The 14,502-nt window shown below is 73.7% G+C and carries 15 protein-coding genes; 11 read left to right on the forward strand and 4 right to left on the reverse strand.

The features are described 5' to 3' along the window. Positions 1-38: 38 nt before the first annotated feature. The 11 genes from KPF47_RS27110 (at position 39) to mnhG (KPF47_RS27160) (ending at position 12,104) form a co-directional block, all read left to right on the forward strand. Positions 39-2,189, forward strand: coding sequence for a malate synthase G (locus KPF47_RS27110; protein WP_224391659.1), 2,151 nt, complete (start codon positions 39-41; stop codon positions 2,187-2,189). A gap of 83 nt (positions 2,190-2,272) precedes the next feature. Then, the gene (locus KPF47_RS27115; RefSeq protein ID WP_374108898.1) at positions 2,273-3,454 is read left to right on the forward strand and encodes an MFS transporter; all 1,182 of its coding nucleotides are present in this window, start codon (positions 2,273-2,275) and stop codon (positions 3,452-3,454) included. Between the two features lie 199 nt (positions 3,455-3,653). Continuing rightward, on the forward strand, positions 3,654-4,874 hold the full coding sequence (locus KPF47_RS27120; RefSeq protein WP_224391660.1) for a cytochrome P450: 1,221 nt from the start codon (positions 3,654-3,656) through the stop codon (positions 4,872-4,874). Between the two features lie 61 nt (positions 4,875-4,935). After that, positions 4,936-5,370 (forward strand): GNAT family N-acetyltransferase, encoded by a 435-nt coding sequence (locus KPF47_RS27125; protein WP_224391944.1) that lies wholly within the window; start codon positions 4,936-4,938, stop codon positions 5,368-5,370. Between the two features lie 173 nt (positions 5,371-5,543). Continuing rightward, on the forward strand, positions 5,544-7,916 hold the full coding sequence (gene mbhE, locus KPF47_RS27130; protein ID WP_224391661.1) for a hydrogen gas-evolving membrane-bound hydrogenase subunit E: 2,373 nt from the start codon (positions 5,544-5,546) through the stop codon (positions 7,914-7,916). Beyond that, positions 7,913-8,497: an MnhB domain-containing protein gene (locus KPF47_RS27135; RefSeq protein WP_224391662.1), complete on the forward strand. Its 585-nt coding sequence runs from the start codon at positions 7,913-7,915 to the stop codon at positions 8,495-8,497. The genes mbhE and KPF47_RS27135 overlap by 4 nt, the downstream gene beginning before the upstream one ends. Beyond that, a complete protein-coding gene (locus KPF47_RS27140; RefSeq protein ID WP_308015505.1) occupies positions 8,494-8,952 on the forward strand; it encodes a Na(+)/H(+) antiporter subunit C in 459 nt (152 codons plus the stop codon). The genes KPF47_RS27135 and KPF47_RS27140 overlap by 4 nt, the downstream gene beginning before the upstream one ends. Further along, positions 8,949-10,589 carry a Na+/H+ antiporter subunit D gene (locus KPF47_RS27145; protein ID WP_224391663.1) on the forward strand — a complete coding sequence of 547 codons (1,641 nt, stop codon included), beginning with the start codon at positions 8,949-8,951 and terminating at the stop codon, positions 10,587-10,589. The genes KPF47_RS27140 and KPF47_RS27145 overlap by 4 nt, the downstream gene beginning before the upstream one ends. Further along, a complete protein-coding gene (locus tag KPF47_RS27150) occupies positions 10,586-11,401 on the forward strand; it encodes a Na+/H+ antiporter subunit E (RefSeq protein WP_224391665.1) in 816 nt (271 codons plus the stop codon). Before KPF47_RS27145 ends, KPF47_RS27150 begins: the two co-directional genes overlap by 4 nt. Further along, on the forward strand, positions 11,398-11,664 hold the full coding sequence (locus KPF47_RS27155) for a monovalent cation/H+ antiporter complex subunit F (RefSeq protein WP_062400930.1): 267 nt from the start codon (positions 11,398-11,400) through the stop codon (positions 11,662-11,664). Before KPF47_RS27150 ends, KPF47_RS27155 begins: the two co-directional genes overlap by 4 nt. Further along, positions 11,646-12,104 carry a monovalent cation/H(+) antiporter subunit G gene (gene mnhG / locus KPF47_RS27160; RefSeq protein ID WP_308015506.1) on the forward strand — a complete coding sequence of 153 codons (459 nt, stop codon included), beginning with the start codon at positions 11,646-11,648 and terminating at the stop codon, positions 12,102-12,104. The genes KPF47_RS27155 and mnhG (KPF47_RS27160) overlap by 19 nt, the downstream gene beginning before the upstream one ends. On the opposite strand, the gene mnhG (KPF47_RS27165) is transcribed toward mnhG (KPF47_RS27160), so the two are convergent. The 4 genes from mnhG (KPF47_RS27165) to KPF47_RS27180 are packed head-to-tail and all read right to left on the reverse strand — an operon-like array spanning position 12,032 to position 14,467. Continuing rightward, positions 12,032-12,388 carry a monovalent cation/H(+) antiporter subunit G gene (gene mnhG, locus KPF47_RS27165; RefSeq protein WP_224391666.1) on the reverse strand — a complete coding sequence of 119 codons (357 nt, stop codon included), beginning with the start codon at positions 12,386-12,388 and terminating at the stop codon, positions 12,032-12,034. The genes mnhG (KPF47_RS27160) and mnhG (KPF47_RS27165) overlap by 73 nt on opposite strands. Continuing rightward, entirely contained in the window at positions 12,385-12,657 is a 273-nt protein-coding gene (locus tag KPF47_RS27170) for a monovalent cation/H+ antiporter complex subunit F (RefSeq protein WP_224391667.1), read from the reverse strand. Before KPF47_RS27170 ends, mnhG (KPF47_RS27165) begins: the two co-directional genes overlap by 4 nt. Then, positions 12,654-13,058: a Na+/H+ antiporter subunit E gene (locus tag KPF47_RS27175; RefSeq protein ID WP_224391668.1), complete on the reverse strand. Its 405-nt coding sequence runs from the start codon at positions 13,056-13,058 to the stop codon at positions 12,654-12,656. The genes KPF47_RS27170 and KPF47_RS27175 overlap by 4 nt, the downstream gene beginning before the upstream one ends. After that, positions 13,055-14,467 carry a monovalent cation/H+ antiporter subunit D family protein gene (locus KPF47_RS27180; RefSeq protein WP_224391669.1) on the reverse strand — a complete coding sequence of 471 codons (1,413 nt, stop codon included), beginning with the start codon at positions 14,465-14,467 and terminating at the stop codon, positions 13,055-13,057. Before KPF47_RS27180 ends, KPF47_RS27175 begins: the two co-directional genes overlap by 4 nt. Positions 14,468-14,502 lie beyond the last annotated feature (35 nt).

Genomic DNA, 14,502 nt, shown 5'->3' on the forward strand with positions numbered 1-14,502 from the left:
GACCAGTCCTGACATCCACACGGAGAGGGTGGTCACAGATGGCCGACACCGCCGGCCTGCAGGTCGACGAGCACCTGAGGTCCTTCGTCGAGGGCGAGCTCCTGTCCGACGTCGACCTCACGGCCGACGACTTCTGGGCGACCCTGGCCCGGCTGCAGGAGCGCTTCGCCCCGAGGATCGCCGAGGCCCTCGCGCGTCGTGACGAGATCCAGGCGCGCATCGACGAGTGGCACGGCGAGCACGGAGCCGGCTCGGTGGAGGAGTACGAGAATTTCCTCACCGACCTCGGCTACCTGCTCCCGGAGCAGTCCCCGACGATCAGCGTGGACCGGGTCGACCCGGAGATCGCCGAGGTCCCCGGCCCGCAGCTGGTCGTGCCCTCCACGGTGCCCCGCTACGCGCTCAACGCCGCCAACGCGCGCTGGGGGTCGCTGTTCGACGCCTTCTACGGCACCGACGCGCTCCCGCAGGACGGTGAGCTCGCGAAGGGCTACGACGAGCGCCGCGGCGCACAGGTGATCACCGCCGCCGACGAGCTGCTCGACGAGCTGTTCCCGCTGGCCACCGGTAGCCACGCCGACGTCTCCGCCTACCGGGCGGGCACCGAGGGCGTCGTCGCCGACACCACCGCGCACGGCACCGTCGGGCTCGCCGACCCCGCGCAGTTCGCCGGGTTCCGCCCGGTCGACGGTGACGGTCGCGGCGCCGTGCTGCTCACCCGCAACGGGCTGCACCTGGAGATCACGATCGACCCGACGACGCAGGTCGGGCGCCAGCACCACGCCGACGTCGCCGACGTCGTCCTGGAGTCCGCCGTCACCACGATCGTCGACCTCGAGGACTCGGTAGCGACGGTGGACGGCGAGGACAAGACGCTCGCCTACCGGACCTGGCTCGGGCTGCTGCGCGGCGATCTGACCTCGGAGTTCACCAAGGGCGGGAAGACGGTCACCCGGCGGGTGAACCCCGACCGCGAGTACACCGCGCCCGACGGCTCCGCCCGCACCCTGCCCGGGCGCTCGCTCATGCTGGTCCGCAACTGCGGCCACCACATGACCACGAACGCCGTGCGCACCGCCGACGGCGGCGAGGTCGCCGAGGGCGTCCTCGACGCGCTGGTCTCCGCCGGCGCCGGGCTCTACGACCTGCAGGGGAAGGGCCCGCACACCAACTCCCGCGCGGGCAGCGTCTACATCGTCAAGCCGAAGCAGCACGGGCCGGAGGAGGTCGCGCTCACCGTCGAGCTCTTCGGCGCGGTCGAGGAGGCCCTCGGGCTGACCCCGAACACGCTCAAGATCGGCATCATGGACGAGGAGAAGCGGACCAGCGTCAACCTCTCCGCCTGCATCGCCGAGGCCGCGAACCGGGTCATCTTCGTCAACACCGGCTTCCTCGACCGCACCGGCGACGAGATCCACACCTGCTTCGCCGCGGGGCCGGTGCTGCCCAAGGGCGACATGAAGTCGACGACGTGGCTGACGACCTACGAGGACCGCAACGTCGACGTCGCGCTCGCCGCCGGGTTCGCGCACACCGCGCAGGTCGGCAAGGGGATGTGGGCCAAGCCCGCCGCGATGGCCGAGATGATCGAGCAGAAGATCGGCCACCCGAAGGCCGGTGCGAACTGCGCCTGGGTGCCCTCGCCCACCGCCGCGACCCTGCACGCCCTGCACTACCTGCGCGTCGACGTGCACGCGGTGCAGGACGAGATCGCGTCCCGCACCACCGCCGACCGGCGCAGGCTGCTGGAGGTGCCGGTGACCGACGCGGCCTCGCTCCCGGCCGACGCCGTGACCCACGAGCTGGAGACCAACGCCCAGTCGATCCTCGGGTACGTGGTGCGCTGGGTCGGGATGGGCATCGGCTGCTCCACCGTGCCCGACCTGGAGGGCGTGGGGCTGATGGAGGACCGCGCCACCCTGCGGATCTCCGCGCAGCTGGTCGCGAACTGGCTCCGGCACGGCATCGTCGACGAGCAGGGGGTGCGCGACACCTTCGCCCGGATGGCGGCCGTGGTGGACGAGCAGAACGCCGGTGAGGACGGCTATCCCGCGATGGCCAAGGACCTGGAGTCCAGCGAGTCGTTCCAGGCCGCCCTGGAGCTGGTGTTCAGCGGCGCGACCGAGCCGAATGGCTACACCGAGCGCACGCTCACCCGCTGGCGCCAGCGGGCCAAGTCCGCGGCCTGAGGCCGCACCACCACCACCGTCGACGACGACGCCCCCGGGACGCGTTCCCGGGGGCGTTCGTCGTGGCCAGGAGGGAACCGATCGTGAAGCCGTGGATGCGGCCCGCGCTGGTGCTGTTCGGTGTCGGGTACGGCGCCAACCAGTTCAGCCCGCTGATGGTCATGTACCGCGAGCAGGGCCACTACTCGGCCACCGTGGTCGCCGCGTTCTTCGGCGTCTACGTGCTCGGTCTCGCCCCGGGCCTGCTCGTCGGCGGACCGGCGTCGGACCGCTGGGGCCGCAGGCGGGTGCTGCTGCCCGCCACGGCCGCGTCGATCCCGGCCAGCGCGGTCATCGCGCTCGGCGCGTTCTCCGAGGGGCTGCTCTACGCGGGCCGGCTGCTGTTCGGCCTGTGCATCGGCGTCGCGATGGCGGTGGCGACGACGTGGGTCAAGGAGCTGTCCGGGGAGGGCGAGGGTGCCCGGCGCGCCGCGCTCGCGCTCACCGCGGGCTTTGGCCTGGGGCCGCTGGTCGGCGGGCTGCTCGCGCAGTTCGCGCCGCTGCCGATGGAGCTGCCCTACCTGGTCCACATCGTGCTGATGGTCCCGGTCACCTGGTGGCTCGTGGCGGCCCCGGAGACGGTGGTGCCGGGCCGCTCCCGGTCCTGGCTGCGTGACCTGCGGGTGCCCGCTGCCGTGCACCCCCGCTTCCGGTGGCTGGTACTGCCCGCCGCACCCTGGGTGTTCGGCGCCGCCGCGTTGTCGTTCGCGGTGCAGCCGACCGCACTCGGCGACGTCGTCGGTGGCTACGGGCTGCTCGTCGCGACCCTGCTGACCGCCGTCACCCTGGGCTGCGGGTTCCTCGCCCAGTCCGCGGCCCGGGTGATCGACGCCCGCTCGCCGCTCGCCGCCACCCGGATCGGGCTCGCACTCGTCGTGGTCGGGACGGTGGTGGCCGCGGCGGGCGCCGCGGGCCGCTCCGTCCCGGTGGCGTTCGGCGCGGCCGCGCTGCTCGGCGCCGGCTACGGCTTCGTGCTGCTCTCCGGGCTGCAGGAGGTCCAGCGGATCGCCGCGCCGGAGCACCTGGCCGGGCTCACCGCGGTGTTCTACTCGCTGACCTACGCCGGTTTCCTGCTGCCGATGCTGCTGTCCGCCCTGACCGGGGTCGCGGGGTACCCGGTCCTGCTGCTCGTCGTCGCCGGGGTGCAGGCGCTCTGCCTGGTCCTGGTGTGGGCCGGAGCGCACCGGGTGGACCGGGCGCCGCGGGAGCGGACCGCGGTGGTCTGACCCCCGGTCACGGCCCGGCCGGCCGCGGTCCGCGCGCTGATCCGCTCGGCGCGCGTGTCCGGGCCCGCGCGGGCGACGGATCACCGCGCGCGGTGCGGATCGTGCCGCTCGGTCGCGCCGTCGCGCCCGGCCGGGGATCGACCCGATGTCCACCCCGGGACGGAGGCGGGTGCCGGCCCGCGCTCGTACCGTCGGGCGGGTGACCACCACCACCGGTCCCGACGCCACGGACCTGCCGCGCCTCCCGTTCCCGCGCCACGACGTCCTCGAGCTCCCACCGCTGTTCGCCCGGCTGCGGGAGCGGTCCCCGATCACCCCGGTCCGGACCCCGGCCGGCGACGTCGCGTGGCTGGTCACCGGCTACGACGAGGCCCGCGCCCTGTTCGCCGACGACCGGCTCGGCCGCAGCCATCCCGAGCCGGAGCGGGCCGCGCGCATCTCCGACTCGATGATCTTCGGCGGACCCAGCGGCGAGTCGCCGGAGACCGAGCGGAGCAACCACACCGTCATGCGCAAGCTGCTCGCGCCCGCGTTCTCGGCGCGGCGGATGCGCAGGCTCTCCGGCCACGTCGCCGAGCTGGTGCACAGCCGGCTCGACGTCGTCGAGGCCGCCGGCCCCGGCTGCGACCTGCACGAGCTGTTCTCCTTCCCGCTGCCGGTCCTGGTCATCTGCGAGCTGCTCGGCGTCCCCTTCGCCGACCGTGAGGAGTTCCGTCGCTGGTCCGGCGAGCTCGGGCTGCTCCACGACCGGCCCCGTGCCGAGGCCGCCGCGCAGGCGCTGTTCGCCTACGTCCGCGGCCTGATCGACCGCAAGGACGACGAGCCGGGGGAGGACGTGCTGTCCGACTTCGCCGCGCTCGGCTCGGCGCCCGAGCAGCGCGACCGGCTCGCCGCGCTCGGCGCCGGCCTGCTGTTCGCCGGGCACGAGACGACGGTCGGGCGGATCGACACCGGCACCGTCCTGCTGCTGGACCGCCCGGGGGAGTGGGCGGCACTGGTGGCGGACCCGGAGCGGTCCGCGGGCGCGGTGGAGGAGGTCCTGCGGCTGGCCGTGCCCAGCGGGGGCAACGGCGGCATCCCGCGCTACGCGCACGCCGACATCGACATCGCCGGGGTGCACATCCCGGAGGGGGACGCGATCCTGCTCGCCCCGGGGGCGGCGAACCGGGACCCACGGCACTTCGACGCGGCCGCGGACTTCGATCCCGACCGGAAGCCGACCCACCTCGCGTTCGGGCACGGGCCGTACTTCTGCGTGGGCGCGAGCCTGGCCCGGGTCGAGCTGACCGAGGTGTTCCGGGCGCTGCCCGCCCGGTTCCCGTCGCTGCGCCTCGCGGTGGACCGCACCGAGCTGGAGCTGCGCTCGGACGTCCTCACCGGAGGGCTGCGTGCGCTGCCGGTCACCTGGGACCGATCATGAGGGGGTGGGGGAGCTCGAGCTGCGGGTGTCGGCGATCGACCATCCGGACGTCACACCGCTGATGCAGCGGCTGCAGGCGTTCTACGGCGAGGTCTACGGCGACGGTGACGTCACACCCGTCGTCCCGGCCGACTTCCGCGCCCCGTCCGGGTTGTTCCTGGTCGGCTACGAGGACGGCGTCCCCGTCGCGACCGGGGCGTGGCGCGCCGTCGACGCCGACCCGGCCGACCCGGGGCTCCGCGACGGCGACGCCGAGCTGAAGCGGATGTACGTCGAGCCGGCCGCACGCGGGCGGGGACACGCCCGGGCGGTGCTGACCGCGCTGGAGCGCTCGGCGGCCGCCGCCGGGCGTCGCCGCATGATCCTCGAGACGGGCGATCCCCAGTACGCTGCGATCGCGCTGTACGAGAGCAGCGGATACCGTCGGACCAGCAACTTCGGTGTGTACCGGAACGATCCCCGCTCCCGGTGCTTCGCCGTCCCGCTCCGGGCGTGAGCCTCGGTACGGTCACGGGCGGAACGTCCGGTTCGGCCGATAGGATGAGTCCGGCGTCGTCGCCGCGTCCCTTCCGGTGATCGTGCGGCGGCCTCTTCCGGCGCTCCCCGGGTCCGGCCGTGACGTGAGCGGAACCGCTGGTCCGAACGACCCCGTGACTCCAGGAGGTGTCGGTGCTCGCCGTCGTGGCCGCCCATCTCGTCCTGGCGCTGTGCCTGCCCGCGCTCGCCCGGTACCACCGGCGGCTGGCGTTCGGTGCCGGCGCCGCCCTGCTCGCCGTGACCCTCGTGTGGGCGATGACGCAGGCCCCGGCCGCGCTCTCCGGCGGGGTGACCGACCGCATCGAGTGGGCACCCGAGCTGGGACTGACGCTGAGCCTGCGGATGGACGCGCTCGCGATCGCGATGATCGTGCTCGTCTCCGGCGTCGGAGCGCTGATCATGATCTACGCGGCCTGGTACTTCGGGCCGCGCTCCACCGACGCGGCCCGCTCCGCGGCGCTGCTGGTCGCCTTCGCCGGGATGATGCTCGGCCTGGTCCTGGCCGACGACCTGCTGACCCTGTACGTGTTCTGGGAGCTGACGTCGCTGACGTCGTTCCTGCTCGTCGGACAGGGCGGCCAGTACCGGGAGAACCGGCGGGCCGCGGTCCAGGCGCTGGTCGTCACCGTGTTCGGCGGGCTGGCGATGCTGCTCGGGATCGTGCTGCTCGGCCAGCTCGCCGGCACCTACTCCATCCCGGAGATCACCGCTGCCGCGACCTCCGGCACGCTGGCCCCCGACAGCCCGCTCGGGCTCTCGGTGGCGCTCGTGCTGATCCTGCTGGGCGCGCTGACCAAGTCCGCGCAGCTGCCGTTCCACCCGTGGCTGCCCTACGCGATGGCCGCGCCGACGCCGATCTCGGCGTACCTGCACGCGGCGTCGATGGTGAAGGCCGGCGTCGTGCTCGTCGCGCGGCTCGGACCCGCCTTCTCGGTGCACCCGGTCTGGTGGGCTCCGGTGATGGTGCTCGGCCTGGCGACGATGGTGCTGGGCGGCTGGCGGGCGATGCGCCAGACCGACCTCAAGCGGCTGCTGGCCTTCGGCACCGTCTCCCAGCTCGGGTTCCTCATGGTGCTGTTCGGGTCCGGTTCGCGGGTCGCCGGTCTCGCGGGCATCGCGATGCTGCTGGCGCACGGACTGTTCAAGGCACCGCTGTTCATGGTCGTCGGGGCGATCGACAAGGCGTGCGGTACCCGTGACCTGCGCGAGCTGTGCGGGCTCGGGCGCCGCCGTCGCGGGCTCGCCGTGATCGCCACGCTCGCCGGGCTGTCGATGGCCGGTCTCCCGCCGATGCTCGGGTTCGTCGGCAAGGAGGCCGCGTTCGAGGCGTTCGTGCTCGAGGGCGGTGTCCGCGGCTGGATCACGGCGATCGGCCTGGTCGCGGGCTCCCTGCTCACCGTCGCCTACACCGCGCGGTTCCTCTGGGGCGCGTTCGCGACCAAGGGCAGCCACCCCACCGGCGGCGACCCGGTCCCGCTCGGCCTGTCCGGGCCCGCCTGGCTGTGCGCGCTCACCGGGATCGCGGCCGGGTTCGCCGCGCCGCTGGTCCAGCAGCTCGCCGCCTCCTACGCCGCGTCGCTGCCCCCGCTCGGCGACGCCTACGCGGCCCGCTACGAGCTGGCGCTCTGGCACACCCCCGGGCTGCCGCTGCTGTTCACCGGGATCGCGGTGGTCGGCGGGCTCCTCCTGCACCGCTACGGGCAGTCCCTGACCGGGCACCTCTCGGTGCCGCACGTGTCCGCCCAGCGGGGGTACGAGGCCGTCGTGACGGGGCTGGAGCGGTCGGCGATCACGGTGACCGGCCGGCTCCAGATCGGGTCGCTGCCGGTCTACCTCGGCTGCATCCTCGCGACGCTGATCGCGCTGCCCGGCCCGGTCATCGCCGTCACCGGCACGTACCCGACCGACCAGGCGCCCTACCACTCGATCATGCAGGTCCCGGTCGGTCTGATGGTGATCGTCGCGGCGATCGCGCTCTGCCTGGCGCACCGCCGGTTCACCGCGGTGCTGCTGGTCGGCGCGGTCGGCTACGGCATCGGCGGGCTGTTCGTCATCGACGGCGCCCCCGACCTGGCGCTCGCCCAGTTCCTGGTCGAGACGCTCACCCTGGTCGCGTTCGTCTTCGTGCTGCGCCGGCTGCCCGCCCACTTCGACGAGCCGGACACCGAGCGCCGCGTCCGTGCCCCCAAGGCCGCGGTCGCCGCGGTCGGTGGCGTGCTCGTCGCCGGGATGGCCGTGGTGCTGTCCGGGGCCCGCACGCTGCCGCCCGCCACCACCGGGCCGTTCATCGCGGGGGCTCCGGAGGCCGGCGCGACCAACCTGATCAGCGCGATCCTGGTGGACTTCCGCGCACTCGACACGGTCGGGGAGATCACCGTGCTGCTGATCTGCGCGGCCGGTACCGCGAGCCTGGTGCTCGCGACCCGCTACGACAAGAAGAAGGGCGGCACGGTCGTGCGCAGCGGCTCGGGATCGCCGAAGCACGAGATGGAGGTGCTCGGATGACGGCCTCGCAGGAGAAGCCGGCGTCCCCGGCCGGCGACGCCGAGAGCTGGGCCCGGATGGACCAGCCCAGCGGGCGGTGGATGCTCACCGGTACCTGCCCGGACGTCCGCGAACGGACCCTGGTCCTGGAGGCCGCGGCCCGGCTGCTGTTCCCCGTGGTGCTCGTGTTCTCGGTGTTCCTGCTGCTGGAGGGGCACTACGGCCCGGGCGGCGGGTTCTCCGGCGGCCTGGTCGCCGGGCTCGCGTTCGTGCTGCGCCACATCGCGGGCGGCGACGACAACCTGGGCTCCCGGTTCCGGATCCGCCCGCCGGTGCTGGTGGGCACCGGCCTGATCGTCGCGGTGCTCACCGCGCTGGCCCCGGTGACCTGGGGCGACCCGGTGCTCGCCTCGGTCAAGTGGACGGTCACCTTCGGCCCGTTCGGCTACCTCGACATCGTCAGCAGCCTGCTGCTCGACGTCGGCGTCTACCTGCTGATCATCGGCGTGGTGCTCGACCTGCTGCGCTCGCTCGGCTCCGGCATCGCCCGTGACGCCCGCGAGGCCGGCGAGGACGTCCCGGGCGGAGGTGGCCGCGGGTGAACACCACGATCAACCTGAGCATGGCGATCGTGCTCGCGGTGCTGTACTCGGTGGGCTTCTACCTGCTGATGCAGCGGTCGCTGATGCGCATCCTGATCGGCATCGTGGTGCTCGGGCACGGCGCGAACCTGCTGCTGCAGGTCTCCGGCGGTCCGCCCGGGCGGGCCCCGATCCTCGACGCCGTGCTGCCCGAGCAGATCGCCGACCCGCTGCCGCAGGCACTGGCACTGACCGCCATCGTCATCACCTTCGCCCTCACCACGCTGCTGCTGGCGCTGGGCTACCGCTCCTGGACCCTCGTCGGGCACGACGAGGTGCAGGACGACGTGGAGGACCGCCGTATCGCCGACCGGCAGAAGCCCAAGGGCGCGATGGAGGAGGGCACCGCGGACGAGACCGAGGCCGAGCCCGAGGACACCGCCGACTCCCACGAGCTCGAGGAGGGCCGCAGGTGACCCCGCTCCAGGCCCTCGTCACGCTGCCGGTGCTGCTGCCCATGCTGGGCGCCGCGACCAGCGTCGTCGTCAGCCGCCGTGCCTCGGCCCAGCGGGTCATCGGTGTGGTGACCCTGGCCCTGGTCTGCGTCGTCGGCGCGGTGCTCCTGGTCGCCGCGGACACCTACGGTCCGGTCGTCGCCGAGCTGGGTGGCTGGCCCGCCCCGATGGGCATCGTCCTGGTCGCCGACCGGATGTCGGCGCTGCTGCTGCTCATCTCCTCGGTGGTGACCCTCGCGGTCCTGGTCTACGCGATCGACCAGCGGATCTCCGACTACGGCCGGGAGACCGCCAGCACCACCTTCCACCCGATCTTCCTGCTGCTGTCGACGGGGGTGTCGCTGGCCTACCTGACCGGTGACCTGTTCACCCTGTTCGTCGCCTTCGAGATCATGCTGGCCTCGAGCTACGTGCTCATCACCCGGCGGACCTCGGCGTCGCGGATCCGGTCCGGCATGACCTACGTGATCGTGTCGCTCACCTCGTCGCTGCTGTTCCTGACCGCGGTCGGCCTGGTCTACGCCGCGACCGGCACGGTCAACCTGGCCGACCTCGCCGGGCGGATGGGCGCGCTGCCGGAGGGTCTGCGCGCGGTGCTCGCCTTGGTGCTGATCGTGGTGTTCGGCATCAAGGCGGCGATCGTCCCGCTGCACTTCTGGCTGCCCGACAGCTACCCGAACGCGCCCGCGCCGGTCACCGCCCTGTTCGCGGGACTGCTCACCAAGGTCGGCATCTACGCGCTGCTGCGGACCCAGACCCTGGTCTTCCCGCAGGACACCCCCTCGACGCTGCTGCTGGTGATCGCCGCGGTGACGATGGTGGTCGGCGCGCTCGGCGCCGTCGCGCAGGACGACCTGAACCGTCTGCTGTCGTTCCTGCTGGTCAGCCACATCGGGTTCATGGTGTTCGGGCTGGCCCTGCACACCCCCGACGGCATCGCCGGGACCGGGCTCTACGTGGTCCACCACATCACGGTGCAGGCGACGCTGTTCCTGGTCAGCGGTCTGATCACCCGGCGGACCGGGACGGTGTCGATCTCCCAGATGGGCGGGCTGGCCCAACAGGCCCCGCACCTGGCGGTGCTGTTCGCGATCCCCGCGATCACCCTGGCCGGGCTGCCCCCGACCTCGGGGTTCGTCGCGAAGCTGGCGCTGCTGCAGGCGGGCGCGGGGGCGGGCCTCGCCGGGGAGCTGGTCGCCGCCGTCGTCGTGCTGGCGAGCCTGCTGACCCTCTACGCCGTCGCCCGGGTCTGGGTGCGGGTGTTCTGGGGTGCGCCGAAGGAACCCCTCGCCGACGACGACCCGAACGACGAGCTGGTCGTCGGGACCGCCCGCAGCGCCCGCGGCATGTACGTCGGCGCGTCCGCGCTGGTCGCGGTCAGCGTCGCGATCGCGTTGTTCGCCGGTCCGCTGTCCGGGGTGACCGCCCGGGCCGGGGTGGACCTGCACGACCGGACCGGCTACACCGGCGCCGTCCTCGGCCCGGGTGCCGACCCCGGCAGCGACGGCACGATCAGCGCCAGCGGGCGGCCCGGCGACGTCGACGGGAGCCCGACCGTGCGGACCGCGGCCGGCGACGACACGGAGGTGACCTCGTGAGCGAGCAGACCCCGAGCCGCGGCGGCGCGGGCACGGCCGACGGTCCGGAGCCGCAGGGCCGCCCCGACGGCGACGACCGCGAGGACGGCGTGCTGGCCTCCCCGGAGGCCCGCCGGGAGGCGGAGATGGGCGCGGCCGAGGTCGGCGACCCGCCCGAGCCCGACCACGCCCCCACCCCCGCCCGGGTGCCCCCGCCGGTGCCGGACACCGTCGCCGAGCCGATGGGCGGGTCCGCCCGCGGCGGGAGCGTGCGCCGTCGGGTCCCGCAGGTGCTCGCACTGGCCCTGGTGTGGGTGCTGCTGTGGGGGAGCGTCTCACCGGCCGCGATCGTGGGCGGGGTGCTGGTCGGGGCCGCGGTCACGGCGATCTTCCCGCTGCCGCTGATGCCCGAGCGGCTCCCCTTCCGCCCCTGGAAGCTGCTCCGGCTGCTGGGGTTCCTGGCCTCGGACCTGGTCGTGTCCGGCGTCCGGGTCAGCATGGTGACGCTGCGGCACGGGCCGCGCGCCCGGTCCGGCATCGTCGGGCTGCCGCTGTGCACCGGCTCGGACCGGACCGCGACGACGATCGTCGCGGCGTGCGCGTTGTCCCCGGGCAGCTTCACGCTCCAGATCGACCGGGCCCGGCACCGCTGGTACGTCTACGCGCTCGGCCTGCACCGGCCCGGCGCCGTGGAACGGCTCCGCCGGGACATGATGCGGCTGCAGATGCGGGTGATCGACGCCGTGGGCAGCCAGGAGGACCGGGACCGCTGCGCCGCCGCCGTCACCGCGGTCGCGGCCGAGGACTCGGACGCGGGGAGGAACGACCGGTGACCGTCGTCCACACGCTGGTACTGATCATGCTGACCGCCGCGGCGGCACTGACGATGTGGCGGCTGCTGAAGGGCCCCACCACGCTGGACCGCATCGCGGCGCTGGACGTGTTCGTCGTGCTGATCGTGGCCGCGGCCGCCGTGTACGCGGCGATCTACTCCGACGGGTCGAACATCCCGCTGCTGGCCGCGGTCGCGCTGATCGCACTGGTCGGCTCGGCGACGGCGGCCCGCCTGGTCGAACGATGGGAGCGGCACCGCTGATGGGCGTGCTCGACGTGCTCGACGTGGTCTCCGCCGCGCTGATGCTCGCCGGTGGGCTGTCCTGCCTGCTCGGCGCGCTCGGGCTGGTCCGGCTGCCGGACCTGCCCGCCCGGCTGCAGGCCACCACCAAGCCGCAGACCCTGGGGCTGCTGCTGATCCTGCTGGGCGTCGCGGTGAACCTGGAGTTCGAGAGCTCCTCGACGCTGATCCTGGTCGTGCTGTTCCAGGTGCTGACGGCGCCGGTCATCTCGCAGGTGGTCGGGCGGTCGGCCTACCGCAGCGGCGCGATCGACCGGAGCGCACTCGTCGTCGACGACCTGGGGGAGGACATCGACGCCGACGCCCGTGCCCGCGAGGTGCGGACCGTTCAGCCGTCCTCGCCGGAGCCGGGCGCGTCCTCGCGCAGCGTGGACGGGGTCGAGGGGGCCCCGGAGCGGTAGGCGGCGTGCCCGATCGCGAAGCTCGCGATCGGGATCGTGAACAGCTGCAGCGCCACGGCGACGCCGAGCGTGAGCAGCACCCCGGGCTCGGGCACCAGGACCGCGACGCCGACGAGGATCGCGACGATCCCGAGCCCGGCGGCCTTGGTCACGGCGTTCGTGCGGTTGTAGACGTCGGGCAGGCGCACCATGCCGACCGCGCCGGCGGCGACGAGCAGCACCCCGGCACCGAGCACGACCCCGCCGATCGCGTTCTGCACCGGTCCGCCGACGAGCACGCTCACCGCTTCGCCCCCTTCTCCGCCCAGATCAGCCGGGCCACGGCGACCGTGGTGAGGAACCCGACCAGGGTCGCGACGACGACGAGGTCCAGCATCGCGGTGGAGCCCAGCCGCACCGCGAGCAGCGCGACCAGCCCGACGACGACCGCGAAGCCGTAGTCGACGGCCAGCCCGCGGTCGGCGTCGGTGGGCCCGGCCAGTACCCGCCCGACGGCGACCAGCAGGCCGAGCGCCAGGACGACGATCCCGGCGTCCAGCAGCAGGATGCTCACGAGGTCTCCTCCGGATCGAGGTCGACGACGCCCGGGGCGGGGCGACGCAGGAACGCCAGCAACCTGTCCTCCATCTCGTGCACGCTCGCGCGCAGCTGTTCGGGATCGGCGGCGTGCATGCCGTGCACGAGCAGCTCCGGGCTGCGCGAGCCGGTGGTGAGGTTCAGGGCGAGTGTGCCGGGCGTCAGGCTCAGCAGGCTCATGATCGACGCGATCTCGACCATGCTCCGCGACCGCAGCCGGACCCGGACGACCGCCGGGTCGATCCCGTGCCCGGGGGTGAGGACCTCGCGGAGCACGACGGCGTTGGCGTGGAAGAACTCGCCGGTGAACCACAGCAGGAACCCCACCGCGGCGCGGGCGCGCCCGCCGCGGCCGGGTGCACGTCGACGGGTCGTCACGGCGTGCCCACCGCCCCGACGTAGGCGGCGGTGTCGGCGAGACCCTGTCCGGCGACCGTCGAGAGCGCCAGCAGCGGCTCCGCCCACAGCCCGAGCAGCAGCGACAGCGACCCCAGCGCCAGCGCCGGGACCACCGCACGGACCGGGACCCGCAGCGCGACCACGGTGCCCGCGCCGGCCCCGGGGTCCGGTTCCGGGGCGTCGCCGCCCCAGAAGGCGCCGTTCCAGATCTTCAGCATGGACAGCAGCGTGACCACGCTGACCCCGACCGCGACGAGCGCGGCGGTGACCATCCCGGCCTCGACCGCCCCGACGACCAGCGCCAGCTTCGCGACGAACCCGGACAGCGGCGGGATCCCGGCCAGGCTCAGCGCCGACAGCGCGAACGCGACCGCGGTCGCCGGGTTGCGGGCGGCGAGCCCGCCCAGCCGGGACAGCGTGTCGGTGCCGACGTACTGCTCGACGGCGCCGGCCACCATCAGCAGGGCCGCCTTGACCAGCACGTACTGCACCAGGAAGTAGATCGCGGCGGCCAGCCCGGCCGGGGTGGAGATCGCCAGGCCGAGCACGATGTAGCCGATCTGGCTGACCATGTGGAAGGTCGAGATCTGACGCATGCCGCCCGCACCGACCGCGCCGAGCACCCCGACGACCATGGTCAGCAGCGCCGCGACCAGGACGACGGGCAGGAAGCGCGGGTCGCCGTCGTAGACGACGGAGTAGACGCGGAACAGCGCGTACACGCCGACCTTGGTCAGCAGGCCCGAGAACAGCACGGTGACCGCGGCCGGGGCGGCGGTGTAGGCCCGCGGCAGCCAGTTGTGCAGCGGCACCAGCGCGGCCTTCACCGACAGCGCCAGCAGGATCACCGCGGTCGCCGCCGCCAGCGCCGGGTCGGTCACCGCGCGCCCGGCGAGGTCGCCGAGCTGCACGGTCCCGGCGACGCCGTAGACGAGGCCGAGCCCGGCCAGGAACACGGTCGAGGCCAGCAGGTTCACCGTCAGGTACAGCCGCGACGCCGCGATCCGCTCCGGGCCCCGCCCGGTCGCGATGAGCACGTAGCTGGGGACCAGCATGACCTCGATGAACACGAACAGGCTGAACAGGTCCGCGGTGAGGTAGGCGCCGTGCACCCCGGCGAGCAGCAGCAGCGACTGCGGCAGGAACGCGCGGTCGGTGTCGGATCCGGTGACCGCGGCGAACGCCAGACAGGCGATCCCCAGCACCCCGGTGACGGTCAGCATGATCGTGCCGAACGCGTCGGCGGCCAGCGGGATCGCGATGCCCGCGGGCCAGTTCCCGAGCCGTTGCACGATCACCGCGCCGTCCGCGGTGGCGGCCAGCAGGCCCGCGGACACCGCCGTCGACGCGGCGAGCGCGGTGAACGCGACGATCCGCCGCGCCGTCATCGGCAGCAGGAACGGCCCGCCCCCGCCCGGCGGGC

The organism is Pseudonocardia sp. ICBG1293, from assembly GCF_020131355.1.
Lineage (GTDB): Bacteria > Actinomycetota > Actinomycetes > Mycobacteriales > Pseudonocardiaceae > Pseudonocardia.

Excerpts from the sequence above, each read along its gene's own strand:
- KPF47_RS27110 (WP_224391659.1), top strand. The coding sequence starts at position 39 with ATGGCCGACACCGCCGGCCTGCAGGTCGACGAGCACCTGAGGTCCTTC.
- KPF47_RS27125 (WP_224391944.1), top strand. The coding sequence starts at position 4,936 with ATGCAGCGGCTGCAGGCGTTCTACGGCGAGGTCTACGGCGACGGTGAC.
- KPF47_RS27135 (WP_224391662.1), top strand. The coding sequence starts at position 7,913 with ATGACGGCCTCGCAGGAGAAGCCGGCGTCCCCGGCCGGCGACGCCGAG.
- mnhG (WP_308015506.1), top strand. The coding sequence starts at position 11,646 with ATGGGAGCGGCACCGCTGATGGGCGTGCTCGACGTGCTCGACGTGGTC.
- KPF47_RS27180 (WP_224391669.1), bottom strand. The coding sequence starts at position 14,467 with ATGACGGCGCGGCGGATCGTCGCGTTCACCGCGCTCGCCGCGTCGACG.